This window comes from Meiothermus sp. (genome assembly GCF_025060375.1).
GTDB lineage: Bacteria > Deinococcota > Deinococci > Deinococcales > Thermaceae > Meiothermus.
This window is the reverse complement of record NZ_JANXCG010000043.1, coordinates 23,508-49,529: the sequence shown is the minus strand read 5'-3', so window position 1 is coordinate 49,529 and position 26,022 is coordinate 23,508. Positions and strand designations below refer to the sequence as shown.

Below are 26,022 nucleotides of genomic sequence, written 5' to 3'. Positions count from 1 at the left end.
GCGCCCCTGGTGGCGATGCAGCCGCCCGGCCCGCTGGAGCACCAGGTCAATGGGGGCCAGGTCGGTGAACATCACGTCGAAGTCGAGGTCGAGGGATTGCTCCACCACCTGGGTGGCGACCAGGATGGCCTTTGGAGGACGCTGACCCTTCTTGCCAAACTTGGCAACGACGGCCTGCTCACGCACCAAGCGCTCCTCGAGCGGATAGCGGGCATGGAACAGGCTTACCTCTATCCCATCCTGGTTGTCCACCAGCCTCTGGTACAGCTCCTGTGCCCGCTGCACGGTGTTGACGATACAGGCCACGCAACCTCCCAAGCGGGCCTGCTCGAGGGCGCTCCTTTCAAGGTTTTCGATTTCGAGCCGGGTGGGCCTGAGGGTCAGGGTGGGCTGAGGCCGGGCCTCAAAGCTTGTTGCGTGCGCTTTGCGCTCGCCCTTCTGTATCCAGCTAATGCGGGGGTAGCAGGCTTCATCCCACGCCTCGGCTCCGTAGGCCCGCAGCAGGGCTTCTCGCTTAACCCTGGGCAAGGTTGCGCTCATGAGCACAACCGAAGAGTCCAGCGCATGGAGCCACCGCACCAGGGCTTCAATGAGGCCGCTGGTGTAGGTGTCGTAGGCGTGCACCTCATCCAGCACCACCACCCGGTTTCCCAACCCCCACAACCGCACGAAGTGGTGCTTGGTGGGCAGGACGCCCAAAAGTGCCTGGTCCACCGTACCCACGCCGTATTCGGAGAGCAGGCCCCGCTTGCGGTGGGAAAACCAGACCTGGGCCTCCACCCCTTCTTCGTTCTGGCTGGGCATGTTGGGCCGCACGATGATTTTCTGATAGCTCTCCTGTAGCTCGCTGGCCCCGTGAAGCAACTGCAGGTCGGGCTTGCGCTCGCTGCCCAGCTGGGCCAAGAAGGCCTTGACCCGCTCAAACATGAGGTTGCCCGTCGCCTGGGTGGGCAGGGCCAGGTACAGGCCCCGGTGCTGGTTGGCTGCCTGCAGGCGCAGGTGGGCGTACAAAGCGGCCTCGGTTTTGCCTTCGCCCATGGGGGCTTCAATCAGGAGCATGGCAGGGCCTCTGGCCCCCTGAAGAAGGCGCTCCACTTCCCTTTGCAGGGGGCGCGCTCTGAAGGGCTCTTCGGGCATGCCCAGGTAGCTGAAAACCTCTTCCAGCCCCTTCGGCTCGCGCAGCAGCGGTTCGCGCCGGAACCAGCCGATTTCATCGAGCTTCTTCCCCGCCCGCTCCTTGGCCTTCCGGTAATACCCAGCCAGGTCATCGCCGAGGGGGTGGAACTCGAGGCTCGAGCCAATCCAGTCGGCAAAGCTGGTCAGGCCCGCCAGGCGCTCGAAGGCCGCGCCCCCGTAGATGCAGACCCCCGGCGCCTCGCCCACACCGAGTACCTCGAGCACGGCCTCAAAAAGCTCACGCCGCACCTCGTCCCAGGCCCCCCTGCCTTTTTCCTTGCCCGTAACGCTGTCTAGGTCCTGTTGCGCTGTCCGAAAACCGTGGTGCTCGCCTACCGCAGCGGCGACGTTTTCGGCGGCCCTGCGTACCCAGCCTCGCGCCTCGAGGAGATCCGGCAGCACCGCCTCACTGATGGCGCTGTGGGAAACGTCATCGGGCGGCGCCGTTGGGGGAGTAGTCCAGGTTAGCCCTGCTTGCCAAACCCGCTCTTTTCCCGCCGGCCACTTTTGCTGGAACGCGGGGCTAGCTTTGCCGATGTCGTGCAGCCCCGCCAGGGCGCACACCCAGGCCTTGGCTTGCTCAGGCGGAAGGTTCAGGTCCCCGGCGTAAAGCTCCAGGGTCTTCTCGGGTTCTCGCTCCAGGATGGCCTCAGCGCAGGCCGCCACGTCCAGCATATGGGCCAGCAGCGGATGCCAGGCGCCGTCTTTTTCGCTCTTGGCCCAGAGGGTTTTGGCCGCTTCGGAGAGCATAAGCCTTGTATACCTCCCCAGCGTGTCAAATCCTGTCACAAATGGCCGCCACCTGCCGGGCCTCCTCGAGCCACCGCCGCCGGAGGTTCTCCGGGGCCAGCACCTCGACCCGCGCCCCCCAGCTTTGCACCCAGGAAAGAAGCTCCAGGGGGAAGTTGTCGTTGTCTGTGCCTGTTGTGATGGAGACCTCCAGGCTGCCGTCGGGGTGCTTTTGGATGATCTGGAGATTGGGGTAACCACCCTCCTCAACCCGGTAGACGGCTTCGGGCCGAAAGAGCAGCCGCACCTCCACCGGTGGCCTTCCGCTACTGCCAATGACCCCCCAGGCGTTCGAGAGGTATTCGCGGGGGTCGAAGTCTTTGGGGATGGTGTAAGCCCCGGGCTCGCCCACCAGCCGCACCCGGCGCATGCGGGAGAGCTTGTAGGTGCGCAGGGCCTTGTGGTAGCCGCGCTCGTAGCCAATCACGTACATCCCCAGGTTGGTGCGGGAGACCTCTAGAAAGTAAACCTCCAGCAGGTTCTTACGTGGCCGGCCGGAACCTCCTGGTTTTAGGTAATCAAACTCGAGGAGCTGTCGCCGAAACCAGGCCTCGGCCACCGTGGCCATGGCCAGCCCTTGGTCCTTGTGGATCAGGCTGCGCCACTGTAGGTCGCGGGTACTCTTTAGGGCTAGTTCTTGGGCTGGCATGGGCAGCCGGCGGGCCAGCTTGTTTAGGGCAGAGAAATAGGTGGGTTCGTAACCCGGGGTGTGGTGGTAGAGGAGGCGCAGGGCGCTGTGGGTGACCAGGGCCTCCACGGGGCTCAACTCCTGGCTTTGCAGCAACTGGTATCTGGGCGAGCGCCCGTCTCGCTCTGTTTCAATGGCCCCCAGGTCCTCTAGGAGATAGCGCAGGGCGGTGCGCTTGTGAACCCCCAGGGCCCGGGCCAGCTCCTGGGCGGTGTAGGGACGGGCTAGAAGGAGCTCTCGGGCCTCTAGAAGGCGTTGGGCTTTTTTGTGGCTAGCTCCTTTTGCCATGCTTGCAGCTTATCAGCCAGGCATCCACGGGTGGACTAACTACCTTTTTCATGGGTAGTGCGCTAAGGATATCTAAACTTCACATAGAAGTTTCCTGCATGATTTCCTCTCGGCGTTGCTGTACCCAGTTGGAAAAGACCCCTTCCATAAACTTTCCCTTGCGCCTTACCCGGGGGTCGCGCATGTCGTAGCGCCAGCGGGCCCTGGGGTCCAAGCGATAGGTGCCGCCTCTGGCCTCGACGCTCCGCTCCCACCCTAAGGCTTCCCGAAGCCGTTCAATGTGCGGCCAGATGGCCCGCCGCGCCTTGTGGCGGTGGATTTCCTCTGGGTAGAGTTGGTCCATAAGCTGGTCCAGCGTGGCCTCCCCTCCGTTCTCTAGGAGCAGCACCAGCACCTCACCAGCCCGGCTGGTGGGGCTCAGGGGTATTTCCCGTCCGTTAACCTTGACCTGAAGCACACCACCGGCGCGCACCTCTACCTCAAGGGGTCTAGCTCTGTTCCTTGGGCCTTCCAGGTAGCCGCGCTGCCTGGCCTCGGCAAATAGGGCAGGGAGGCAGGCCTGCTCCTCCAGCAACCAGGGTTGCGACCACTCGATCTGCCCCAGGAGGGCAGCAAGGGCCTCGGTCTTCTTCTTCCTCCGGGCCAGCTCAGCCCGGGCCAGCAGAGCCTTCATCGCGGCACGGGGGCCTATCTGCCGGGCCTGGTTCAAGGCAGTTTCAGCCGCGTTTGGGTTGTTCAGCATTAGGTTGGCGATGGCGATATCCACGTAGACCTCATCCAACGGTTCAGCAGCGTGGGCTTTCCAGAAGTAGGCTAGGGCCTCGGCGGGCTTGCCCATCAGGCGCAGGGTAAGGCCAATGCCCTGGTAAGCCACCCGAAGATCGTCGGTCTCTTTGGCAGCCTGGACCGCAGCATGATAGCTCTTGAGGGCCCGTTCCCACTCCCCTAAGGTTCGCCGCACCGCCGCCAGCCCGCACAGGGCTCTGGCCCGGAAATCCCCGGCCTCCTTCCTTTTGCTGAGCTCTGCAGCCTGCAGCAGGTGGTACTCGGCCTCCTCAGGGTGGCTGTGCAGTACGGTGATGCCCAGGTTGTGGTGGAGCCAGGCTTGGTAGTAGGGGTCATGGTGCACGTGGGCTAGAGCCTTACCCCAAAGGCTCCGCGCCTCGGCGGTCTGGCCCTGGCGGTAGAGGTAATACCCCCAGTCGTGGAGGCAGCGGCCCAACTCGCTCCCTTTGAGGCATTGGCTGGCCTGGGCATAGACCTCCTGCCAGCCGGGTTGGTGGAGCCGTGCCATGGCCTCGGCTTTGAACCGCAGCCACTGCCCTCGGTTTTCCGGCTCGAGCAACTGCTCTATGCGCTCCAGTAGCCCCAGAGATTCTTGGCTGCGCCCCGCTCGGTTCAAAGCCCAGGCCCGGTAGAGCAAGGCCTTGGCGTAGTCCGTTTGAAGGGGCAGGCCCTCGGTCTGCTCGAGCAGCTCCTCGTGCATCCGTGCGATGCTCAGGGTTTGCGCGTACAGCCCCAAAGCAGTAGGGTTGTCCCGCAGGAACCCCTTTGGGATGAGGGAGAAAACCTCCTCCACCAGCTGCCGGGCGGCCACGTAGCCATCCGCCTCGCTTACCCAGCGCTTCAAGACCGGCGCTACCTTGTCTGGGTGCGCCTCCAAAAGGGCCAGCAGGTTGCTCTGGAGGTGGCCCATGTCACGCTTGCGCACTTTCTCATCATACCCGCACCCAGCCTTGGGTTTACCAGAAAACCGCTTCCTGACCGCCCAAGCAGCACTTGGGTTCATCGGCGATCGGTCTGAAGGGGGAATTCCCTGGGCTTTCGAGTGGCTCCACCCATGGGGGCTCCAGGCGAACCAGCAGGCCGGCGCTTAGCAGGACCAGCAGCGCTACAAGGAGACACAAGCTCCTCACGCGGGCCAGTCTGAAGCCCTAGCGTGACAGAACCTGTCGCGGTTTTTGGGATAAGGTTAGGGGCAGGGAGGGGCCTTCTAACCAGGGCTGCCCTCGCGGCACACGTCCCTAACTGCGCAATTGCGGCAGGGAAAACCGGGCTTGGGCTTTATTTCCCCGCTTGAGTAGCGCTCCTTCGCCTCCTGAACCCTGCGCTGATGCTGTTTGAGCGCTTCCCAAAGCCTCTCTATGGGGTTTCCGTAGACCAGAACTGGCTCCCCCAGCACCGGCCAGGCCCACAGCGAAACCCGTCGAATCTGCCACGTGGGGTGTGAGAGAAGGTACGCCGCCGCCCAGCGCTCGCTCCAGCGTTTGCGTACCTTTTCTTCGGCCTCCTTGGATGGGGTGCCGGGAGCCACGAAGCGGTAGATATGGACTTCGCGGTCCCTGCGCGAGATGCCGTCCAGCTGGACCCTGAGCCCCTTGTCCTCCAGGCTGAAGCCCAGGTTCAGCCCCCTTAGCAAGGTGTGGTGGTGGCGCATCCAGCCTTCGGCCTGGGGAAACTGCTGGGCCAGGGCTTCGAGCCGGGCTGGAACCAGCTTCTTCGATTCGCGCACCTCCCGTGCCCAAAGCTGCCACCACTCTGGTTTAGGGTCCTGGACGAGGCGTTCCGCCCAGTGGCGCATGGGGCACTCCTCGTAGTGGCGCAGGTCCTCCACCGTGGGGGAGGCCAGAAGAACTGGACCAAGGCCCGCTCGGTAGGGCTGGGGAGGGTTCACCTCGAGCGGGCTGGCCGCTGGGAGAGGGGGCAGAGGGTCTGGTGCAGGGCCTACCAGGACCGGGTCGGGCTCCAAGGGGCCCTCCTGGTCAGCCTCAGGGTAGGTAATCACCACCTCCTCGGCCCGGGTCTTGAGTTCCTCCAGGAGCAACCTGTCGCGCCCCGTAAAGCGCCGGGGCAGCACCCCTCCGGCCCGCCGCAGGGCTTCCTCGAGGCCCACCCGCAACTCCTCCGGGACAAAATAGTCCTCCACCTCTTCCGCCCCATAGGCTCCCTCCACCGCGTAGGTTATGTAGACCCTGCGGAAGCGCTGACCTGAGGCCAGGTTGGGGGTGAGCAGGGCTACCCCTCCATTGGGGTGGTGCGGCTCGTAGGTCTCGGCCAACAAGGCAGCCCACCACTGCCGAAAGTGGGGGCCCCAGGCGATTCGGTGGGCTTCCCGGGCCCGCTCCATCAGGCGTTCCCGGGAGGAGCTGTGCCGCACCTCGGGTAGGGCGTCCACCAGTTCCTCGGCCCAGGCTAGGGGAGAGAGGGGGCTTCCGGCCGATCCAGCGCCTTCCTCACCTGGGGAGCGCAGCCGGGCCAGCCAAGCCTTCCAGACCACACCCATGCCGAGCTCCTCAGCTAGCCGGCCAATGGCCTCCAGGCCCACCAAACCCCGCTCCAGGGCAGCCCGGCCCAGCGGTGCGAGTTCGGGCAGGGCCAGCAGGCGGCTTGGGGTGGGGTAGTCGGGAAGCTCCAGAAGGGCTAGAAGAAGCCGTCCTTCGGGGGTGTCGGCGGTGGTGGGGGGGAGCTGGTTGACCAGGGGCAGCCCGTACTCGTCAGCCAGGGTCAGAAAGGTCGGGATGCGGGGTTGAGGGGCCACGATGGCCAGCTCGAGCGGCGAGAAATTCTGGGCCAGGTCGCGTTTGACGGCCTGCAAAACCCAGCGAGCCTCGCTCACCGGGTTGGGGGCACGGAAACGGAGCATGCAGACCGGATGGGCGGAGAGGGTTACCTCTGGGGAGAGGCCTGGGGGGCTCTCCGGCAGGCTCACCCAGACCTCTACGTGACGGGAGAGGGCTTTGAGCAGGCGAAGCTCGAGCACCCCTAGCTCGCGGAAACCGTCCACCACCACCAGTTCGGCCTCAATGCGGGGCTTTCCCTCTTCCAGCAGCCTCAGGGCCCCGCTGCGAAAATCGTCGTAGTCCCAGCGACCCCAGGAGGCCTTTAGCTCCTCGTAGCGCCGGTAGACCTCCCTCAGCCGGCGGGTTTCAGGCCCTATTTGGGGGATGTCCTCCGGCCCCACCCCGTTGCGCTTGGCCTCAGCAATGGCCCGGGTGAAGAGCCGGGCTTCGCCTGGGCCTGGGGGCGGGCCCTCCCCTGAGTGGAGGGCCTCCCCCACTAGGGCTACCCGCCCCGGTCCGGTCAGGATGGGCTTTAGGCCAAAGTTTGCCGCCAGTAGACGGTAGTAAAGCTGCTGGGAGGTGAGCACCTCCAGCCCCAGCACCGCCCTCTGCTCGGTGGCCCGGCGGTAGACGTAGGCCTTTTGCATGGGTAACCCCACCCACCAGACCCGCTTGCGCTGGCGCAGGTGGGTGTGGGCTACCTCCAACAGCTTTGTGGTCTTGCCCGAGGCAGGGGGGCCAACAATCAGGTGCACAAGGCCAATATACAAGGAGAAAAAACTGGGCCGCGGGGTGCCCGCGGCCTCCAGTGGCCTACTTGGGTTCGTCCGGCACCGGGCCCACCACCCCTGGGGCCACCCACTGCATCTCGTTGAGTTCTTTGACCGTCATCCTGCGGCCTGCGGGCACCCGCAGGACCCCGTTGCGATCGCGAATAGGGCCGGTGAAGGGGTCCCACTTGGGGTTTGGGCTCTGGATGTCCCTGTACAGTTCCATCACCCGGTCGTACACGCTCATCCGCTTGCCGTTGACCACCATGGTGGCCTGCTTCAGGGCAGGTTCAAACTTGGGGTTGATGGGCATCCCGACCTGGGCCCCCAGCATGACCGCCCGCTCCCGTGCCAGCCACCAGTAGTCCACGTTCTCCAGGTTTTTGGGGGTATAGGTGCCGTTTTGTACCTTTTTCAGGATGTCGATGTAGATTACGCTCCAGTCCACAAGTTGCCCTGAAACCACGTAGTCGGGGGCATACTTGTACATGGAGTTGTAGTGGCTGAAGCTGGGGACCCTGCGGCGGGCTGCGGTCTGGATCACTGTGGCGGTGTCTTCGGTGAAGGCCACAATATCGTTGCCCTCGGCTATCAGGGCCTCAGTGGCCTCGCGGGCTTTGACGGGGCTGTACCAGGCGTTGATCCACTTGACGTTGACGGTGGCCCTGGGGTTGACCGCGCGCACTCCCAGGGCAAAGGCCGAGATATGGCGTTTGAGCTCGGGAATGGGGAAGGCCGCCACATAGCCCACCTTGCCGCTTTTGGTCAGGGCCCCGGCCATCAGGCCGTTGAGGTAGTAGATCTGGTAGAAATCGGCCATGTAGGTGAGCATGTTGGGGGCTCGCTTGAAGCCGGAGGCATGGGCAAAGATAACGTTGGGGTATTTCTTGGCCGCCTCGAGGGTCTGGTCCATGAAGTCAAAGGAAGTGGTGAAGATGACGTTGCAACCGCCCGCTACCAGCCGGTCTACGGTAGCCAGGGTGTCGGCGGGTTTGACCGACTCCACGTACTGGGTGGTAAGGCCCGGGATGGCCTTTTCAGCGGCGCGACGGCCCTCGTCGTGGGCGTAGGTCCAGCCCACGTCGCCGATGGGACCCACGTAGATAAAGCAGGCCTTGAGGTTGCTCTGCTGGGCCAGGCCGAGCCCGAGACCGAGCGCTACAAGGAGAGCCAAAAGCCTAATCTTCATGACGCACCTCCTGGGCCCGTTTCCAGCTTTTGGGCCTAACGCTCCCCCCGCCGATAGGGCTTGCCTAGGGCTTCGGGGGCGTTGCCTTGCTGACCACGCAGCCCTGATAAAGCCAGCACCAGTATAACCAGCAGGTAGGGTAAGCTGGCAAACACTTCGCTGGGGATGCCGCTTTGGCCCTGGAGCCGGAACTGCAGGTAGTAGAGGAGGCCAAAGAAGACAGCACCGAATATGGCCCTGAGGGGGTTCCAGCCGACGAAGATGACCAGAGCCACGGCAATCCAGCCCAGCCCCGCCGTCATTCCGTCGGTCCAGGAAGGGCGGTAGACCAGCGAGAGGTAGGCCCCAGCCAGCCCGGCCAATGCACCGCCCGCTACCACCGCCCCGTAGCGGAGGGCCAGCACGTTGATCCCCAGGAGGTCGGCCGCCGCTGGGTTCTCGCCTACCGAGCGCAAGGACAGGCCCAGCCGGGTGGCGCCGAAGAGGAAGGCCAGCAACAGCGCCAGCCCCATGGCCCCCAGGATGAAGGGCTCCTCGGAAGGGTGGTCGAAAAGGGGCAACCCCTCGTAGCGTTTGCCTAGAAGCCCAGCTATTCCCAGCCCTACCATGCTCAGGGCCAGACCGGAGACGAACTGGTTGGCCTGCAGGGTGATGGTGACAAACCCGTGTAGCAGTGCGGAAAGGCCTCCGGCCAGTATGGCCGCCAGCACGGCCAGCCAGAGGTTGCCGTCCCCCGCCTCGCCGTAGGCCACCGCAAAGCTGGCCAGGGCGCCCAGGGCCATCATGCCTTCCACCCCAAGGTTCACCACCCCTGCCCGCTCGTTGAGAAGCGCCCCCAGGCAGGCAATGAGCAGGGGTGTGCCAAAGGAGAGGGCTCGAGCCAGTGCGTTCAGGACTTCTTCCATAGAGCCTCATCTATGGCGCAAGCGGTAGCGCAGGAAGAGCTCCGACCCGATGAGGGCGAAGAGCATCACCCCGCTAAACACGTCCACGATACGAAAAGGCAAGTTAAAGCTCACCTTGAGGACATCCCCCCCAGCCAGGATCAGGCCCATCAAGGGGGCGGTCAGAAGCACCAGGGCCGGATTGCCTCGAGCCAGCCAGGCCACGATGATGGCGGTAAAGCCGTAGCCAGAGGAGAGCTGGGTGGGCTCGATAAGGCGGTGGTGGATGCCCGCAATTTCCCCGAACCCTGCCAGGCCAGCTGCTCCCCCGGTGATGAGCGCCACCACCAGGAAGGCGCGGCTTTGGGAGATGCCCAGGTACCGGGCTGCCCCCGGGTTTTCCCCCACCACCCGCAGCCGGAAGCCCAGGGTGGAGCGGAAAAGCAGAAGCTGCAACAAAAGCGCCAGCGCGATCCCAAGCGCCAGGGTAGGCCAGTGCACGTTGGAGCCCAGGAGCACCGGGAGCTGCTGGTACTCGGCGAAACGGTCGGAGTAGATGTAGCCCCGTACGTCCTTGCCCCGCCAGGGACCGTTGATGAGGTAGATGACCAACGACTGGGCCACGTAGTTGAGCATCAGGGTGGTGAGGATTTCGTTGACGTAGAAGCGGTTCTTGAGCCAGGCAGCTAGCCCACACCACAGGGCCCCGCCCAGGGCTGCGGCCAAGGCCATGGCGGGAAGGCTCAAGGCCGGGGGTAGGGGGAGGAACAGGGCCACCCCTGCGGCCAGCACGGCTCCCAGTAGGAGCTGCCCTTCAGCTCCGATGTTGTAGAACTGGGTGCGGAAGGCCAGGCTGAGGCCTGCCCCGATGAGCAGCAGGGGAATGGTCCGCCTCAGGACCTCCTGCCAGCCCCGGGGGTCCAGCAGCGTGCCCTCCAGCATGGTGCGGTAAGCCTCGAGCGGGCTCAGACCATAGGCCCAGAAGACCCCACCCACCAGGGCGAAGGCCAGCCCCAAGGCCAGCAGCGTGACGCCTACCGACCGCAGGGGCGAGGGGTTGGGGAGGGGCTCGAGCCTCACGCCGCACCTCCGGTCATCAGAAGGCCGATCTGCTCACGGGAGACCTCCATCGCCCCATAGGGGCCGAGCAGCTCCCCCCGGTGCATTACCCCAATCCGGTCGGAGAGGGATAGGAGCTCTTCTAGATCCTCGGAGACCAGCACCACCGCAGCCCCCAGCCGGGTTTGCTGCAGCAAAGCCTCGTGGACCTGCTCGGCGGCCCCGATGTCCAGCCCGTAGGTGGGGTGCACCGCCAGGATAAGCCGGGCTTTGGTGGAGAGTTCTCGGGCCAGAATCACCTTCTGCAGGTTGCCTCCAGAGAGGAGCCGGGCAGGGGTGTGCACGCTGGGGGTGGCGATGGCGTATGCCCTCACCCGTTCCTCGGCTTGGGCGGACATCGCCTTGGGGTCGAGCAGAACGCCGCGCGCCAGGGGAGGCTGGTCGAAGTTGCGCAGGGCCAGGTTCTCAGCCACGCTCATGCTGGGCACACTGCCCATGCGGATGCGGTCTTCTGGAATGTGGGCTACCCCTAAGGCGAAAAGCCGGGCGGGGTCAGAGGGCAGGGGCTTGCCCTCCAGCAGCACCCGCCCTCCTTGGGGGAGGCGCAGGCCGGCCAGCACCTCCACCAGCTCGCTCTGGCCGTTGCCGGCGATGCCGGCTATACCCAGCACCTCCCCCGAGCGCAGCTCAAAGCCCACCCCCCGCAGGGCGAGCAGCCCTCGCTCGGAGCGGGCCGTCAGGCCCTCCACCTTTAGGAGGACCGGGCCTGGATCGGGGGTCTGCCGCCGGCGCTCGAAGCTCACCTGGCGCCCTACCATCAGCTCGGCCAGCCTGGTCTTGCTGGCCTCCTCTCTGGGTAGGTTGCCGACCACCCGCCCCCGTCTCAGCACCACGCACCGGTCTGCAATGGAGAGCACCTCCTCGAGCTTGTGTGAGATGAAAATGATTGACTTTCCCGCCGCCCTCAGCTCGCGCATCACCCTAAAGAGGGCCTGGGCTTCCTGGGGGGTGAGCACGCTGGTGGGCTCATCTAGGATGAGCGCCTTGGCCCCCCGCAGCAGGGCCCGCACGATCTCCACCCGCTGCTTCTCGCCCGGGGAGAGCTGGTGCACGTAGGCCTTAGGGTCTACCTGCAGACCGTACGCTCCGGCGATTCGTTCGATGAGGGGCAGGATGCGTCGGCTGGGGAAGAGGGCGCTGCCAAGGCCTAGGGCTAGGTTTTCGGCCACGGTGTGCCGGTCCACCAGCACCGGGTGCTGGGGGACCAGGCCGATGCCGTAGCGGAGGGCATCCACCGGAGAGGCTATGCGCACCGGGCTGCCCTCTACCAGAATTTCTCCCTCATCGGGTCGGTAGAGGCCGTAGAGAATGGAGACGAGGGTGGACTTGCCAGCCCCGTTCTCCCCTAGGAGCGCGAGCACCTCACCGGGGTAGAGCTCGAGGCTTACCCTGTCGTTGGCCACTACCCCTGGGAAGCGCTTGGTGATGTCCCGCAGTTGAAGGAGGGGTTTGCCCATTGCACAGAATCATAATCGCAAAGGTGCCGGTCTAAAAGCCTTGGGAGGGCGCTTTTCCCCAGGGGTTCCCTTGACAAGCCTTGGCGGGGTGCTTAGATTTAACATCTGCTTGGGCTGTTAGCTCAACCGGTAGAGCTGCTGACTCTTAATCAGTAGGTTGCAGGTTCGAGTCCTGCACAGCCCACCATAGGGCCGGGAAACCCCGGCCTTCGCTTTTGTCAAATGAACTGGCCCCCGCACCTGCCGGTGCTAGATTGGGGGCAGCATTATGACCCGTCTGAGGCGGACCTTCTACGACCCCAAGCTCTTGAGCTTGCTGACTTTCTTGGTCTGGGTTGGTTTTTCGCTCCTCTTTCTGCCCGACGACTACCAGGCCTTTGCCTTTCTCTTCCTCATCCCCTTGACCTGGCAGGCCGGCCTCAGGGGCCTGGGATGGGTGGTGCCCCTGCTGTTGGGGAGCAACCTGTTGCAGTGCCTTTACCCTTGGGGAGGATTCAGCTGGGACAACCTGCTCGTCACCACCCTACCGGGGGTCATGGCCTTAGGGTTTGTGGCGATGTTGCGGGAGCGGGACTGGCGGAGAAAGCGGGAGCTGGAGGAGTCGCTCCGCTACATGCAATTGCTCGAGGAGGGTAGCTTGGCCATCAGCAACGCCGCTGACCCTCTGGAGCTGACCGAGAGCGCTATGACCGCCTTGCACAACCTGAAAATTGCCCCCCATCTGGCCTTCGTCCGCTTCCGGGAGGGAAGGCCGGTGGTGGTCAGCGCACGAGGGGGGCTGGAGCGTTACCGGGGGCGGCACCTTCCCCAGCAGAAGCTCAGCAGCCTGGCCTCCCTAACCGACAGCTTCACCGTAGGTAACTACCTGGAGGGCATACCCGAGAGCGTGGGCTGGTCCACCGCGGCTGTGCCGGTTTCGGCGCGGCAGAAACGCCCACTGGGGGTGGTCATCCTGGCCCGTGAGGGTCATCGGCCTTTTGAGGCTAAGGAGAAGGCCATTGTCAACTCCCTGGCCCGGATCATGGGGGCCCAGCTCGGGCAGATGGAGGCCTTGAGGCAGCTCGAGGACGCATACGACGGGACCCTCAGGGCCCTGGGGTTGGCCTTAGAGTTCCGCGACCACGAGACCCAGGGGCATACTAGGCGGGTGGCGGCCTGGGCAGACCAGCTCGCTCAAGACGTGGGTTTGGATGCCAGCATGCGTAAGTTTTTGCGCTGGGGTGCTTATCTTCACGATATAGGAAAGCTGTCCATTTCCGACCACATACTCCGAAAACCCGGCAAGCTTACCGAGGAGGAGTGGGAGGTGATGAAGACTCATGTTACCAAGGGGTGGGAGATGCTCTCCCGGGTCCCCTTCCTGCCGCAGGAGACCCTCGAGGTGGTCCGGCACCATCACGAGAACTGGGACGGTACGGGTTACCCTGATGGGCTAAAGGGGCAGGACATCCCCCTCCTGGCCCGCATCTTTGCCGTGGTGGACACCTTTGATGCCCTCTACAGCCCCCGCCCCTACAAACGGGCCTGGACGCCCGCCGAGATTATCGAGGAACTTCAGCGGCTCAAGGGGAAGAAGCTGGACCCCAGGCTGGTGGATATATTCATCCGGCGCATTACCTCGCCCGTGGGAAAGGGGGCGATGGAGGCGGCCAACCCCAGTCGAAGCCAGGGAGCTTGGCCAGGTTCACCATAAGGATGGGCCCAGCCGGGTGGTATTCTGTATACCAAATCGGAGCGCTGTGTGTGCCCGGGGGTGGTCCGGCGAGGGGTATGGTGTTTATGGATACCATCGGCTTTAGGCTCAACGGCGAGGCAGTCTGGATTAGCGGGGTAGACCCCCACACCACCCTGCTCTCTTGGTTGCGGGGTAGGGGCCTCACCGGCAGCAAGGAGGGCTGCGCCGAGGGGGAGTGTGGGGCCTGCGCGGTGTTGCTGTTGCGCTCTGACGGCCAGGCCTCGCGCTTGGAGGCGGTGAACGGCTGCTTGTTGCTTCTCCCGAGCCTAGCGGACCAGGAGGTTTGGACGGTGGAGGGGCTGGCCCAGGGGGGCAGGCTCCACCCGGTGCAGGAGGCTATGCTCCAGGGGGGTTCGCAGTGCGGTTACTGCACGCCGGGGTTTGTGGTGAGCATGGCCGCGGAGTACTACCGCAGGGGGCGACAGGGCTTTGACCTCGAGGCCCTCTCGGGCAACCTCTGCCGCTGCACCGGCTACCGCCCCATCCGGGACGCAGCCCTTTCCCTGGGGGAGCCCCCGCCAGACGATCCCCTGGTCCAGCGGTTGGAGCGGCCGGCGCCCCCGCTGGGGCCGGTGCGTTACACTGTCCAGCGCACCTACCTGCGCCCGACCTCCCTGGCTGAGCTTTTCCAGATGTGGGCCGAGTACCCCCAGGCTCGGCTGCTGGCGGGCGGCACCGACCTTGGGGTGGAGGTCAACCAGCGCTTCGCCCGCGCCGAAGCCCTCCTCGACCTAAGCGCCCTCCCCGAGCTAAAGACCCTGCGCTGGGAATCGGCGTATGTGGAGCTTGGGGCCGGCCTGACCCTTTCAGAGCTCGAGCGCAGCCTGCAGGGCCGCATCCCCCTCCTCTCGGGGTGGTTTCCCCTTTTCGCCTCCCGCCTAATTCGCAACCGGGCTACCCTTGGGGGCAACCTGGGGACGGCCTCCCCCATCGGCGACGGCCCCCCCGTGCTGCTGGCCCTGGGGGCTGAGGTGGTGCTTGTCAGCCCAGAGGGCGAGCGGACGTTGCCGCTGGAGGCCTTCTTCACCGGCTACCGCAGGACCGCTCTGGCGCCTGGCGAGCTTATCCGGGCGGTGCGGATACCCCTGCCCCTAGCCCCCACAGCCCGCTTCTACAAAGTGGCCAAGCGCCGCCTGGATGACATCTCCACTGTGGCTGCGGCCTTTGCCCTGGAGCTGGAGGAGGGCCAGGTGAAGCGGCTTCGCATTGGCCTAGGTGGGGTGGCTCCCACCCCAGTGCGGGCCTACCGGACCGAGGCCTTTTTGGTAGGCAAACCTTGGGAAGGGCACACTGTGCGGGCTGCTGCAGAGGTCCTGCGGGGTGAGTTCCAGCCCATCGACGACCACCGCGGTAGCGCGGCCTATCGCAGGGCCATGCTCGGGAACCTGCTCCTGAAGTTTTACCAGGAAACCCAGGAGGTGCGGGTATGAAATTGGTCGGAAAGGCCATTCCCCACGAGTCGGCTCCCCTGCACGTGACGGGCCAGGCCCTCTACACCGACGACCTGCTGCCGCGCTACCCAAACGCCCTTCACGCCTGGCCGGTGCAGGCCCCCCATGCCCACGCCCGCGTCCTGCGCATGGAAACGGAGCCGGCCCTGGCGGTGCCGGGGGTGGTGCGGGTGCTCACCGCGAGGGATGTGCCGGGGCTCAACGACTCGGGCCTAAAGGGCGATGAGCCGCTCTTTCCCGAGGAGGTCATGTACTTTGGCCAGGCGGTGGCCTGGGTGCTGGCTGAAAGCGAGGAGGCTGCCCGGCTGGGGGCCGAGCGGGTTGAGGTGGCCTATGAGCCCCTGCCGGCCATCCTCAGCGTGGAGGAGGCCATCCGCCAGGGGAGTTTCCAGGGGGCTACCTTGGAGGTTCGTCGGGGGGATGTGGAGGCGGGCCTCAGGGCTTCGGCGCGGGTGCTGGAGGGAAGGCTCGAGCTGGGCGGGCAGGAACACTTTTACCTCGAGACCCAGGCCTCCATAGCCCTGCTCGACGAGTCGGGCCAGGTCTTCGTGCACTCCTCCACCCAGCACCCTTCGGAGACCCAGGAGATCGTGGCCCAGGTGCTGGGCCTGCCTCGCAACCGGGTCACGGTGCAGTGCATCCGGATGGGCGGGGGCTTCGGCGGCAAGGAGGTCCAGGCCAATCCCTACGCGGCGGTGGCGGCCCTAGGGGCCTACCTCACCGGGCGGCCGGTGCGGGTGCGGCTCAACCGCCTCCAGGACATTGTTCTTACCGGGAAGCGCCACCCCTTCTACGCCCGCTACAAGGTGGGTTTTTCCGAGGACGGTCTGCTAAACGCCCTGCATATAGAGCTTTTTTCCGATGGCGGCTGGTCGCAGGACCTAAGCGAGCCGGTGATGGCCCGGGCGCTTTGCCATGTGGACAACGCCTACTACATCCCAAACCTGCGGGCGGTGGGCCGGGTTTGCAAGACCCACAAGACCTCCCAGACCGCCTTCCGGGGCTTTGGGGGACCGCAAGGGATGGTCTTCATTGAGGAGATCCTGGACCGGGTGGCCCGCAGCCTGGGTCTGCCGCCGGAGGTGGTGCGGGAGCGCAACTTCTACCGGCGAGAGGGGAGCAGAAACATCACCCCCTACGGCCAGGAAGTGAAGGATGTAGAGCGTATTCAGCTCATCTGGGAGGAGCTCAAGCGCAGTGCTCTGTTTGAGGAACGGCGGCTCGAGGTGGCTGAGTTCAACCAGAAAAACCCCCACCGCAAGCGGGGGATTGCCATCACCCCGGTCAAGTTCGGGATTTCCTTCAACTTCACCGCCTACAACCAGGCTGGGGCGTTGGTGCTCGTGTACCAGGACGGCTCGGTGCAGGTCAACCACGGCGGCACCGAGATGGGCCAGGGGCTGCACACCAAGATTCAGCAGATTGCCGCCGAGGCCCTGGGGGTACCCCTCGACGCCATCCGGGTGATGCCCACCCGCACCGATAAGGTGCCCAACACCTCGGCTACTGCCGCCTCCACCGGAGCCGATTTGAACGGGGCCGCGGTCAAATTGGCCTGCGAGAAGATAAAGGTCCGCCTGGCTGGGGTGGCTGCGCAGCGGTTTGGGGTCAATCCGGCCGACGTGGTCTTTGAAAACGGCCAGGTCTGGAGCCTCTGGAAGCCCGAGGAGCGTTTGAGCTTCGCTGAGGTGGTGAGGGCTGCTTACGCCCAGCGGGTGCAGCTCTTCGCCGACGGTTTCTACCGCACCCCGGGGCTTCACTGGGACAAGGCCCGCATGTGGGGCAAGCCCTTCCACTACTTCGCCTTTGGAGCTGCGGTGAGCGAGGTGGAGGTGGATGGCTTTACAGGGCAGTACACCCTGCGCCGGGTGGACATCCTCCACGACGTGGGCGACTCGCTCTCACCCCTGGTGGATCTGGGCCAGGTAGAGGGAGGCTTCATCCAGGGCCTGGGCTGGCTTACCCTGGAGGACCTGCGCTGGGATGAGAAGGGCCAGGTAGCGACCCGCTCGGCCAGCACCTACAAGCTGCCCAGCTTCTCCGAGCTGCCCGAGGTCTTCAACGTGCGGCTTCTGCCCAGGGCCACCGAGCCAGGGGTGGTGTACGGTTCCAAAGCGGTGGGGGAGCCCCCCCTGATGCTGGCCATCTCGGTGCGCGAGGCCCTGAAGGATGCGGTAGCAGCTTTTGGAGGAGGGGGCATTGTAGAACTGGCCTCGCCGGCCACACCCGAGGCGGTCTACTGGGCGATAGAGAAGGTGCGGCAGAGGGCCTTGGTTACGGGGGATTGATGGGGCTGGTTGGACCGGACTGGGCGAGCAGTGGGGGTTGCCAATGCTCACGAACTTCATCCCTCGAGCCGGCTCGAGGGTTGGTCCAAAAGCCCCGATGTGGACCTGGTGTTGAGGATGCTGTGGTTTGAGCACCTGGCCCGCCTGACCGAGCAGAAGGTGCCGTTGGTGATGGTAACCCTGCTCTCGGTGCGAGGTCATGCGCCCCGTGAGGCGGGGACCAAGATGCTGGTGACAGCCGAGGCGGTGTACGGCACCATCGGCGGGGGAAACCTCGAGGCCACCGCCATTGGGCTGGCCCGGAAGGTGCTGGAGGAGGGGGGGACGACCCCCCAGGTGCACACCCTGCGCCTTACTGAGCGGGCTCCCGCTGAGCACGGGGTGCAGTGCTGTGGGGGGGAGGTGCAGGTTCTGCTCGAGGCCGTCCACCCCATTCGCCCCACGGTGGCCCTCTTTGGGGTGGGGCATGTGGGCCTGGCCCTGGCTAAGGTGCTCTCCATTCTGCCTATTGAGCTGTGGCTGGTGGACTCAAGGCCCGCCATGCTCAGCGAGGAGCGCCTGAGGCCCCTCCAGGGCGCGGCAAGGCTGCGGGTCTTTCAGGCCCCCATCCCAGACAGCGTCGTTCAGGACCTGCCTGCTGGGGCCCACCTGGTCGTCATGACCCACGATCACGCCGAGGACCTGTTCGTGCTCGAGGCTGCCCTACGCCGGGGCGACCTGGGCTTTATCGGCCTGATTGGCTCGGCGGTCAAGTGGCGCAACTTTCAGCAGAAGCTGTTGCAGCAGGGCCTATCCCAGACCGACCTGGCCCGCGTGACCTGCCCCATCGGCCTACCCCTCACCCAGAGCAAGGCCCCGGAGGCTATTGCTATCGCTACGGCGGCCCAATTGCTGCCCCTGCTGGTGGGCGGTGAGGGAGAGGCTCGAGCGGCCAGCGTCCGCAGGGGGCAGGCTGCCCGGTGAGGCCTTTCGAGGGGCCTCCTTCCTCCCCAGTGGGAGAGGCCTGTGTACCCGAGGGTGCTGGGGTTTTCCGCCTACCTCGTGCTTGGGATTAACCGCATTGGTTTCAAGGCGTCAGCCCCTGGCTTGTGGGCTCGGTGCACCGCCTGTTGTGGCCGACCTCTACGTGGCTTTGGTGGGCGTGGAGCCTCGAGTCTGCTAAACTATCGCTGGCCGCTCTAGGCCCCGTGCGCCCGTAGCTCAGCGGATAGAGCAGCCGCCTTCTAAGCGGTAGGTCGGGGGTTCGAATCCTCCCGGGCGCGCCAGCCCTTTCGCTGGGAAAGGTTTCCCTCGGCTCGCCAGCAAGCGCTTGTGGCTAGACCTTGCGAGGAGCATTGGCCCCGCGCTGGCTCAGGTAAGCCTCGAGGTGCCTTTGAAATGCCCCCATCAGGGCCTTGGCCCAGGGTCCCACTTGGCCGTCGCCCACAGGCTGATCCTCAATTTGGGTGATGGGCATGACCTGCCGCGTGGCCCCGGTCAGGAGCACCTCGTCGGCATGCATAAGCTCTTCTAGGGCGATGGGGCGTTCTTCTATGGGCAGCAGTGGGCGGGCTACCTGCAAGAGGTGTTTGCGGGTGATGCCGGGGAGCACCCCCTCTTTGGCGGTGACCAGCACGCCGTTTTTGACCAGCAGGAGGCTGCTGCGGCCTCCTTCTGAGACCCACTGTCCATCGTGGTAGACCACCTCGGTAGCCCCTTGGGCCCGCGCCCGCTTGGCAAGCCGCACAGCCACCAGGTAGTCGGTGGTCTTGGCCTCGGGCAGCTCGCGCCGGTTCATGTGCAGGATGATCTTGCCACCCTTTTCGTACAGCTGGCGGGGGGGCGGGTTCACGGGGATAGGCGTGACGATTAGGTTGGGCTGCCCGGGGGTAAAGGCATCCTCCGAGTAGCCCCCGGTGAGGAGCATCTGGATGCCCCCTTCGGTCATCCCGTTGTGGTCTATGAGCTCGAGCACGACCCGGGCTAGCTCCTCTGGGCCATGGGGGGGCTCCAGCTCCAGGAGCGCTGCTGAGTGGGCAAATCGCTCTAGGTGGTCTTCCAGGAAAACCGGGACTCCCTTTAGAACACGAAAGAACTCAAAAACGGCGTAACCACGCCGAAGCCCCAGGTCGGAGATGTGCAGGGTGGCCTGGGCGTGCTCCAGTATGTGCCCGTTGATGTAAGTGTACCTCACAGTCCTCTACCGCTTGTTATACTGGCTTTCCCAGACTTTGCCAAGCCAGGTGCGGCTGGGACCTCATTTTCCGGTAAGCTCTATTTGGTGAAAGTCCGCGTTGCCTCTGCTGGCACTGGAAAGACCAGCGCCTTGGTTCGGCGCTACCTCGAGCTTATCGCCTCCGGAACGCCTCTGCGCCGCATTGCGGGCGTGACCTTTACCCACAAGGCGGCCGATGAACTGCGGGTGCGGGTGGGGTTGGCCATCGCGGAGGTTTTGCAAAACGGCCGCTACCAGGGCTACGAGCTCCTCCCCAAGGACCGCCGGGCTTTTGAGGAGGCTCAGCGGGAGCTGCCCGGGGCCATCCTAAGCACCATCCACAGCTTTATGGCCCACTGCCTCCGGTTGTCCGCACCCCTCCTGCACCTTGACCCGGACTTTGTGGTTTTGGGGGAGTGGGAGGCCCGGGCCCTCTTTGAGGAGGAGTGGAAGACCCTGTGCTACCTGGCCCGGGATCCGGCTCATCCGTTTTACGGGCGCGATTTGGAGGCCTGGGAGGAGCCCCTGCTTTACCTTTTTGGCCGGCGCTCCTTGGCCGAGACCTTTGAGCCCGCCCAGGGCGAGGCCAACGCAGAGTTTCTGGAGGTCTACAAGGCCGTCTACGGGGCCTACCAGGCCAGGCTCGGGGCGGCCCTCTTGCCTTTGGCGGAGCTCGAGCAGAAGGCCCTGGAGCTGGTGCGCCACCCCGGGGCCTTGGAGCGGGTGCAGGAGCGGGTGAAGGTGCTCTTGGTGGACGAGTATCAGGATGTGAACCCCCTGCAAGGGGCCTTCTTTGGGGCCTTGCGGAGGGCTGGGCTGGCCGTCGAGGTTGTGGGCGACCCGAAGCAGTCCATCTACGCCTTTCGCAACGCTGATGTGGAGGTATTTCGTCAGGCCCTGCAGGAGGGCGAGCGCCTCCCTCCGCTACAGAAAACCTACCGCCACAGCCGGGTCCTGGTGCGCTTCCTGAACCGCCTGACCCAGCACCTGGCCGAACAGGGTCGGGGCTTCGGACCGGAAGAGGCCCCGCCGGTGGAGGGGGTGCGTCCTGAGCAGGGGCGGCTGGAGGTGCACTGGGTGGTGGGGGAGAGGCCGCTGGAGGCGCTCAGGGCTTACGAGGCCTGGGTGCTGGCCGAGCGGCTGCGGGCGCTTTCGGTTGAGGTACCCTTTTCTCAGATGGCCGTGCTGGTGCGCGCTTATGGGAGCGTTCCCTTCCTTGAAAGGGCCTTTCAGACCACGGGGGTTCCCTATGTGCTGCTGCAGGGTCGGGGCTACTACGAGCGGGTGGAGGTGCGCGACCTGTACCACGCGCTGAAAGCCGCCCTTGATCCTCGCGGCCTGTCCCTGGCGGCCTTTTTGCGCAGCCCCTTTGGCCAACCCGAGGAGGGCGGGCTTCGGCCCCTTACCCTATCAGAAGTGGAGGGGTTGCTGCGCTCCAGCGACCCCCTGCAGGCTCTGGGACAGCGCTTCCCTTCGATCCACCGCCGGCTTCTTCGCATTGGCGAGGAGATCAGGAACAGGGCTCCTTTGGAGGCGCTGCAGTTTTTGCTCCGGGCTCCCTTGATAGGTGGCAGAGCCTACCAGGACTTCCTGGAGCCCCGCGCCCGCGAGAACGTGGATGCGCTGCTCTTCTACTTCGCTCCGCGTCCCCCGGTGAGCCTGGAGGGACTTTTGGAGCGGCTGGAGCACCTCTCCCATCAGGCCGATGCAGGGGACGTGCCCCAGTCCGGCGAGGGGGTGCAGGTGCTTACGGTGCACCGCGCCAAGGGTCTTGAGTGGCGGCTGGTGGCGGTTTTTGACCTGGGCCGGGGGCTGGACCGGCGCGAGGCCCCTTTGTACCTGGGGGGGCGGGACCTTCAGGGGGAGCGGCTGGTGCAGCGCCTAGCCCTTCCCGAAACCCCCCTCTTCGAGGAGTACAAGGCTCGGGCCCGAAGGCTGGAGGAGGAGGAGAGCCTGCGGCTTTTCTACGTGGCGGCTTCGCGGGCCCGCGATGTTCTGGTGCTTACCGGCAGCGTGAACCCGACTCGGAGGGTGGAGGGCTGGGCTGGGGTATTGGAGGAGATGGGGCTGGGGCACCAGAGCAGGCCCTACGACCAGTCTAGTTTCTGCTTGAGGACCTGGCCCTTTCAGGAGGTGGAGCTGGAGCCTCCCCCAGCCCCACCCAAAAGGCCTTCTCCCTCGCCCTGGGCGGAGCGGCGGTTCGGTTTTGAGCCCTTTCCGCCTATCTTCTCCCCTTCGGCCTACAAGCGCCTGGAGGCCGAGCCCCTGCCGTTGCCGGACCCTGCTGAGGGCGAGGAACCCCTGGGGGGGGCGCGCGCGGTGGGTACCCTGGTGCACTACGCTATAGGACAGAACTGGCATCCCGGCCGTCCGGACGAGATGGCCAACCTCGAGGCGCAGGAGGTGATGTTCCCCTACGACCCTGAAGAGCGGGAGGCCATCATGGCCGAGGTGCGGGAGCTTTTGGTCAGGTACCATGCCTTGTTGGGAGAAGCCCTTCCCTGGCCCCGCGATGAGGACTACGCTGAGTTCGCGGTGGCCCTGCCCATCGGCAGCACAATCTGGCAAGGGGTGATAGACCGGCTTTACCGGGTGGGAGAGCGCTGGTACCTGGAGGACTACAAGACCGACCACGAGTTGCAGCCTGAACGCTACCACTTTCAGCTTGGCCTCTACCTGGAGGCTGTGCGGCGGGCCTGGGGTCTGGAGCCCGAGGTGCGGTTGGTTTACCTGCGCTTTGGCCAGGTTCTCACCCTGGACAAGTCCCTGCTCGAGGCGGCGCTGAAGGCCATACGGCCCTGAGGGCCGGGAGGGAGGGGCCGCTTCCCATGGGCCAGGCGTGGGGGTAGACTCTTTCCGGCTATGTTCGAAAACATTCTGGTGGAGACCCACGGTGGGGTAGGGTTGGTGCGGCTCAACCGGCCTGAACAGCTCAACGCGCTTAACTCCGCGACCCTAAACGAGCTGGCCCAGGCGGTGCGGGATTTTGAGCAGGATGAGGCCATAGGGGCCATCGTCGTTACCGGAAACGAGCGGGCTTTCGCTGCCGGGGCGGACATTTTGGAGTTCCAGAAGACCAGCCTTCCTGAGCTGCTGCGGGGCCAACGGGCCGACGCCTATGAGGTCTTGCGCCGGGCACGCAAGCCCCTGGTGGCTGCGGTTTCGGGCTATGCCTACGGGGGCGGCTGCGAGCTGGCCATGCTTTGCGACCTTATTGTGGCCTCTGAGACGGCCCGGTTCGCCCAGCCGGAGGTCAACCTGGGCCTCATTCCTGGGGGTGGGGGTACCCAGCGCCTTACCCGGCAGGTGGGCAGGTACCTGGCGATGGAGGTGATTCTGGCCGGCCGGGTGCTTTCAGCCTGGGAGGCCTACAAGCACGGGTTGGTGAACCGGGTGGTGCCGGTAGAACTCTATCTAGAGGAGGCGTTGGAGCTGGCCCAAGGGATGGCTGAGCGGGCCCCGCTGGCGGTGAGGCTGGCCAAGGATGCGGTGAACCGGGCGCTGGAGGTTGGCCTGGAGGCTGGACTGGCCCTGGAGCGCAGCAACTTTCTGGTAGCCTTTGGCAGCGAGGACAAGGCTGAGGGCACCCGGGCCTTTGTGGAGAAGCGCAAGCCGGTCTGGAAGGGGCGCTAGGAGGGAAAGATGAGCGTGCTTCTGAGGGAGCTGAAGGACGGTGTGCTGACCCTGACCCTGAACCGACCCGAGGCCATCAATGCCCTCACCACTGAGATGCTTCGGGAGCTTGGCAAGGCTTTTGCCAAGGAGGCCACCGCTCCGGAGGTGCGGGCGGTGGTCTTGAGGGGGGCAGGCCGGGGCTTCTGCTCGGGACAAGACCTGCGTGAGTTTGAAGGGCAGAGCCTTTCCTACAAGGGCCACCTGCGCAACTACCGCTCGGTGGTGGAGGGGATTGCCGCTTTGGAGAAGCCTGTGCTGGCGGCCATCCACGGCGCCGCAGCGGGGGCCGGGCTCTCTTTGGCCTTGGCCTGTGATCTGCGGGTGGCTGCGGCGGATGCCCTTCTGACCACCGGTTTCAGCAAGATCGGTTTGATACCCGATGCCGGGATGAACTACTACCTGCCCCGCCTGGTGGGCTACGCGCGGGCCTACGAGCTGGCCGCCCTCTCGCCCCGATTGAGCGCAGAGGAGGCCCTGGCTTTGGGTTTGGTGAACCGGGTGGTGCCGGTAGAGGCCTTTGAGCAGGAGGTGGCCCGCCTGGCCTTGGAGCTGGCCCAAGGGCCCACCAAGACCTATGGCCTCATCAAGCGAGCCCTGAGGTACAGTGCGGGGGCCACCTTGGAGGAGGTGCTCGAGTACGAGGCCCTGCTCCAGGAGGTGGCGGGGCGGACCCAGGACCACAAGGAGGGGGTACAGGCCTTTTACGAGAAGCGCTCGCCGCGGTTCCAGGGGCGATAGGCGGGTTCGCCGGGCGCCCACAGCGGGAGAGGGCTATGCTGAGGTACCTCAGGGGCACGGTGCTGAAAAAGGGGCCCTCGAGCGCGGTGCTGCTAGTGGGGGGGCTGGGTTTTGAGGTGGCCTGCCCTGCGACTACCCTGGGTGGGCTTAAGGAGGGGCAGGAGGCCGCCCTCTACACCCGGCTCATTGTGCGGGAGGACGACCTTTCCCTTTTTGGTTTTGCCGATGAGGAGAGCCTCGAGCTGTTTGAGCTGTTGCTCTCGGTCTCTGGGGTGGGTCCTCGAGTGGCGCTGAGCCTGCTTTCGTCCCATACCCCTGCGCTTCTGGCGCGGGCCCTGGCCGAAGGCGACCTGCGGCTGCTCACCGCGGCCCCTGGGGTGGGAAAGAAGCTGGCCGAACGCATTGCCCTGGAGCTAAAGGGCAGGGTTCCCGCGCACCTGCTGGGCCAGGGTGGGGGGCTTGTGCGCAACAGCCAGACTGAGGAAGCGGAGCTGGCGCTTATCGCCCTGGGTTTCCGTGAGGGCCAGGTCCGCAGCGTGGTGGCGGAGGTTGCCCGGAAATACCCCGGGGCCAGCACCCAGGAGCTTATCAAGCTGGCCCTAAAGGCGCTGCGCTAGGGAGGATCGTCGGGTGGCCCGTGGAGTCCCAGTGGGCTTCGGATCACAAAGTTTCCAGCCAGGGCAGCATCTCGAGCAGGTTGGAGACCTCGAGGTCGGCCTGGTAGCGAGGGTCCTTGGGTTTGAAGCCGCGGTTCACCCAGACCGACCGCATTCCCGCCCGTAAAGCCCCGGCGATGTCCCGCTCAGGGTTGTCGCCTACCATTACACAGGCCGAGGGCTCGACGTTGAGTTCCCGGCAGATGTGCTCAAAGATGCCCTGCTCGGGCTTGCCCACGTCCAGCTCGCCGGACACGGCGACGGCCTGGAACCAGTCTTGGAGCGAGGCGCCGGTCAGCTTCTCCCGCTGCAGGTCGGGCACTCCGTTGGTTACGAGACCGAGCTTGTAGCCCCGTAGCCTCTCCAGCAGTGCGTCCACCTCGGGGTAGCGAGGGAAGAGCCTCCGCTCGCTCAAGTAGCGATGGGCCAGAGCCTCGCAGAGGGCCTGGTCACGGATGCGCTGTTCCCCTAGGGCCTCTTGCCAGACGGCCACCCGGAAATCGGGGGCCCACTCGCTCAAGACCTTCAAGGCGGGGTGGGTCTGTACCGTGTACCGGGCCCAAAGCCCCTCCCCCGCACTGTGCCCGATGCGCTGGGTGTAGCTATAGGCTGGCCCCGCCCTCCACAGCCGCACAGCGGCTTCCTCAGCAGCCTGTACCAGCCGGGGGATGTCCAGGCTGTACCAGGAGGCCGCATAAAAAGCGCAGCCTTGAAGGGCGTGAAGGGAAACCGGATGGTCTAGAATAAGAGTTTCGTCCAAGTCAAAGAGAACTGCCTGAACCACCGCCCAATCTTACGCCATCTTCAGGGATTTAACTTGCCTCGAGCAGAACCTGGGCCCCTACCATTGCAGCCTCCCTTACCTCCTGGGTAAACTTCAACCCTTCAGCCAAGGCCTGTAGGTAGCTTTCCTCCATCAGGGCCATCTCCACGGCCATGATTTTCTCAAAGGACTCTATAGCCAAAAACACCTCCCCACCCCGCAGGGCTTGGCGAAGGTGCTCTAGGGTAAGCTCCTGCACGATGCCTGCCGCAGGCAACACGTGCTCGGGCCGCACCCCAACGCGCGCGTGGACAAGACCAATTCTCACCCGTCGGGTCGCGTAGGCCGCGTCGTAGACCCCTGAGAAAATTTCCCGATACCACGCGGCGAACGAGCGGTACAGCCGTTCCACCCTTCCTGGTGTTCCCCAGAGGATTTCGTGCATTTCCGGGTCACGGCCTAGGTAGTCGTAAAAGGCCAAGGCGATCTCCGGCGCTAGGGGGGCCATAAGGGGCTCCAACCCACGCAGAGTCTCAGCATGCCGCTGCTGGAAGCCGGTGCGGGCCAGCAGCTTTTGCAGCAGGGTTTGGGCGTTCACCGGG

The 26,022-nt window shown here is 65.1% G+C and carries 19 protein-coding genes and 2 tRNA genes; 10 read left to right on the top strand and 11 right to left on the bottom strand.

Features of this window, described 5'->3' with window-relative positions; genetic code table 11:
- The 8 genes from cas3 to NZ849_RS05920 all read right to left on the bottom strand — a co-directional run.
- Window positions 1–1,926 (bottom strand): CRISPR-associated helicase Cas3' (cas3, locus tag NZ849_RS05955; RefSeq protein WP_295405341.1); only part of this gene is annotated, 1,926 nt, incomplete at its 3' end.
- 25 nt (window positions 1,927–1,951) lie between these two features.
- Window positions 1,952–2,941 carry a YafY family protein gene (locus tag NZ849_RS05950; protein WP_295405339.1) on the bottom strand — a complete coding sequence of 330 codons (990 nt, stop codon included), beginning with the start codon at window positions 2,939–2,941 and terminating at the stop codon, window positions 1,952–1,954.
- Window positions 2,942–3,020: 79 nt separating this feature from the next.
- Complete coding sequence (locus tag NZ849_RS05945; protein WP_295386425.1) at window positions 3,021–4,652, bottom strand: tetratricopeptide repeat protein; 1,632 nt, start codon at window positions 4,650–4,652, stop codon at window positions 3,021–3,023.
- Window positions 4,653–4,934: 282 nt separating this feature from the next.
- Complete coding sequence (locus NZ849_RS05940) at window positions 4,935–7,256, bottom strand: ATP-dependent nuclease subunit B (RefSeq protein WP_295386427.1); 2,322 nt, start codon at window positions 7,254–7,256, stop codon at window positions 4,935–4,937.
- A 58-nt stretch (window positions 7,257–7,314) separates the two neighbouring features.
- Window positions 7,315–8,460, bottom strand: a complete 1,146-nt coding sequence (locus NZ849_RS05935) for a BMP family ABC transporter substrate-binding protein (RefSeq protein ID WP_295386430.1) — start codon at window positions 8,458–8,460, stop codon at window positions 7,315–7,317.
- 35 nt (window positions 8,461–8,495) lie between these two features.
- The gene (locus tag NZ849_RS05930) at window positions 8,496–9,365 is read right to left on the bottom strand and encodes an ABC transporter permease (RefSeq protein ID WP_295386432.1); all 870 of its coding nucleotides are present in this window, start codon (window positions 9,363–9,365) and stop codon (window positions 8,496–8,498) included.
- Window positions 9,366–9,371: 6 nt separating this feature from the next.
- Window positions 9,372–10,424 carry an ABC transporter permease gene (locus tag NZ849_RS05925; protein WP_295386435.1) on the bottom strand — a complete coding sequence of 351 codons (1,053 nt, stop codon included), beginning with the start codon at window positions 10,422–10,424 and terminating at the stop codon, window positions 9,372–9,374.
- Window positions 10,421–11,920 (bottom strand): ABC transporter ATP-binding protein, encoded by a 1,500-nt coding sequence (locus NZ849_RS05920; RefSeq protein WP_295386437.1) that lies wholly within the window; start codon window positions 11,918–11,920, stop codon window positions 10,421–10,423. Before NZ849_RS05920 ends, NZ849_RS05925 begins: the two co-directional genes overlap by 4 nt.
- A gap of 111 nt (window positions 11,921–12,031) precedes the next feature.
- On the opposite strand from NZ849_RS05920, the gene NZ849_RS05915 reads away from it, so the two are divergent.
- From NZ849_RS05915 to NZ849_RS05890, 6 genes are all read left to right on the top strand, one after another.
- Window positions 12,032–12,107, top strand: a tRNA-Lys gene (locus NZ849_RS05915).
- Between the two features lie 81 nt (window positions 12,108–12,188).
- A complete protein-coding gene (locus NZ849_RS05910) occupies window positions 12,189–13,613 on the top strand; it encodes an HD domain-containing phosphohydrolase (protein WP_295405337.1) in 1,425 nt (474 codons plus the stop codon).
- 86 nt (window positions 13,614–13,699) lie between these two features.
- Window positions 13,700–15,085 (top strand): FAD binding domain-containing protein, encoded by a 1,386-nt coding sequence (locus NZ849_RS05905; RefSeq protein WP_295405335.1) that lies wholly within the window; start codon window positions 13,700–13,702, stop codon window positions 15,083–15,085.
- A complete protein-coding gene (gene xdhB / locus NZ849_RS05900; RefSeq protein WP_295405333.1) occupies window positions 15,082–17,394 on the top strand; it encodes a xanthine dehydrogenase molybdopterin binding subunit in 2,313 nt (770 codons plus the stop codon). The genes NZ849_RS05905 and xdhB overlap by 4 nt, the downstream gene beginning before the upstream one ends.
- A gap of 9 nt (window positions 17,395–17,403) precedes the next feature.
- Entirely contained in the window at window positions 17,404–18,357 is a 954-nt protein-coding gene (gene xdhC, locus NZ849_RS05895; protein WP_295405331.1) for a xanthine dehydrogenase accessory protein XdhC, read from the top strand.
- Window positions 18,358–18,583: 226 nt separating this feature from the next.
- Window positions 18,584–18,659: transfer RNA gene (locus NZ849_RS05890), tRNA-Arg, on the top strand.
- A gap of 50 nt (window positions 18,660–18,709) precedes the next feature.
- On the opposite strand, the gene NZ849_RS05885 is transcribed toward NZ849_RS05890, so the two are convergent.
- Complete coding sequence (locus NZ849_RS05885) at window positions 18,710–19,567, bottom strand: aminotransferase class IV (RefSeq protein ID WP_295405330.1); 858 nt, start codon at window positions 19,565–19,567, stop codon at window positions 18,710–18,712.
- 87 nt (window positions 19,568–19,654) lie between these two features.
- Between NZ849_RS05885 and NZ849_RS05880 the strand changes: the two genes are divergently transcribed.
- Genes NZ849_RS05880 through ruvA form a run of 4 tightly spaced genes read left to right on the top strand, consistent with a single transcriptional unit; the run spans window position 19,655 to window position 24,618 of the window.
- Window positions 19,655–22,390, top strand: a complete 2,736-nt coding sequence (locus NZ849_RS05880) for an exodeoxyribonuclease V subunit beta (protein ID WP_295405328.1) — start codon at window positions 19,655–19,657, stop codon at window positions 22,388–22,390.
- Between the two features lie 60 nt (window positions 22,391–22,450).
- Window positions 22,451–23,221, top strand: a complete 771-nt coding sequence (locus tag NZ849_RS05875) for an enoyl-CoA hydratase-related protein (protein ID WP_295405326.1) — start codon at window positions 22,451–22,453, stop codon at window positions 23,219–23,221.
- A gap of 9 nt (window positions 23,222–23,230) precedes the next feature.
- Complete coding sequence (locus tag NZ849_RS05870) at window positions 23,231–24,001, top strand: enoyl-CoA hydratase-related protein (protein WP_295405324.1); 771 nt, start codon at window positions 23,231–23,233, stop codon at window positions 23,999–24,001.
- Between the two features lie 35 nt (window positions 24,002–24,036).
- A complete protein-coding gene (gene ruvA, locus NZ849_RS05865; RefSeq protein WP_295405322.1) occupies window positions 24,037–24,618 on the top strand; it encodes a Holliday junction branch migration protein RuvA in 582 nt (193 codons plus the stop codon).
- Between the two features lie 43 nt (window positions 24,619–24,661).
- On the opposite strand, the gene NZ849_RS05860 is transcribed toward ruvA, so the two are convergent.
- A complete protein-coding gene (locus tag NZ849_RS05860) occupies window positions 24,662–25,441 on the bottom strand; it encodes an HAD family hydrolase (RefSeq protein ID WP_295405320.1) in 780 nt (259 codons plus the stop codon).
- A gap of 28 nt (window positions 25,442–25,469) precedes the next feature.
- Window positions 25,470–26,018: a protoglobin domain-containing protein gene (locus NZ849_RS05855; RefSeq protein ID WP_295405318.1), complete on the bottom strand. Its 549-nt coding sequence runs from the start codon at window positions 26,016–26,018 to the stop codon at window positions 25,470–25,472.
- Between the last annotated feature and the right edge of the window lie 4 nt (window positions 26,019–26,022).

Coding starts and splice junctions, on each gene's coding strand:
- NZ849_RS05950 (WP_295405339.1), bottom strand. CDS start 2,941: ATGGCAAAAGGAGCTAGCCACAAAAAAGCCCAACGCCTTCTAGAGGCC.
- NZ849_RS05935 (WP_295386430.1), bottom strand. CDS start 8,460: ATGAAGATTAGGCTTTTGGCTCTCCTTGTAGCGCTCGGTCTCGGGCTC.
- NZ849_RS05930 (WP_295386432.1), bottom strand. CDS start 9,365: ATGGAAGAAGTCCTGAACGCACTGGCTCGAGCCCTCTCCTTTGGCACA.
- NZ849_RS05920 (WP_295386437.1), bottom strand. CDS start 11,920: ATGGGCAAACCCCTCCTTCAACTGCGGGACATCACCAAGCGCTTCCCA.
- NZ849_RS05910 (WP_295405337.1), top strand. CDS start 12,189: ATGACCCGTCTGAGGCGGACCTTCTACGACCCCAAGCTCTTGAGCTTG.
- NZ849_RS05905 (WP_295405335.1), top strand. CDS start 13,700: ATGGATACCATCGGCTTTAGGCTCAACGGCGAGGCAGTCTGGATTAGC.
- xdhB (WP_295405333.1), top strand. CDS start 15,082: ATGAAATTGGTCGGAAAGGCCATTCCCCACGAGTCGGCTCCCCTGCAC.
- NZ849_RS05875 (WP_295405326.1), top strand. CDS start 22,451: ATGTTCGAAAACATTCTGGTGGAGACCCACGGTGGGGTAGGGTTGGTG.
- NZ849_RS05870 (WP_295405324.1), top strand. CDS start 23,231: ATGAGCGTGCTTCTGAGGGAGCTGAAGGACGGTGTGCTGACCCTGACC.
- ruvA (WP_295405322.1), top strand. CDS start 24,037: ATGCTGAGGTACCTCAGGGGCACGGTGCTGAAAAAGGGGCCCTCGAGC.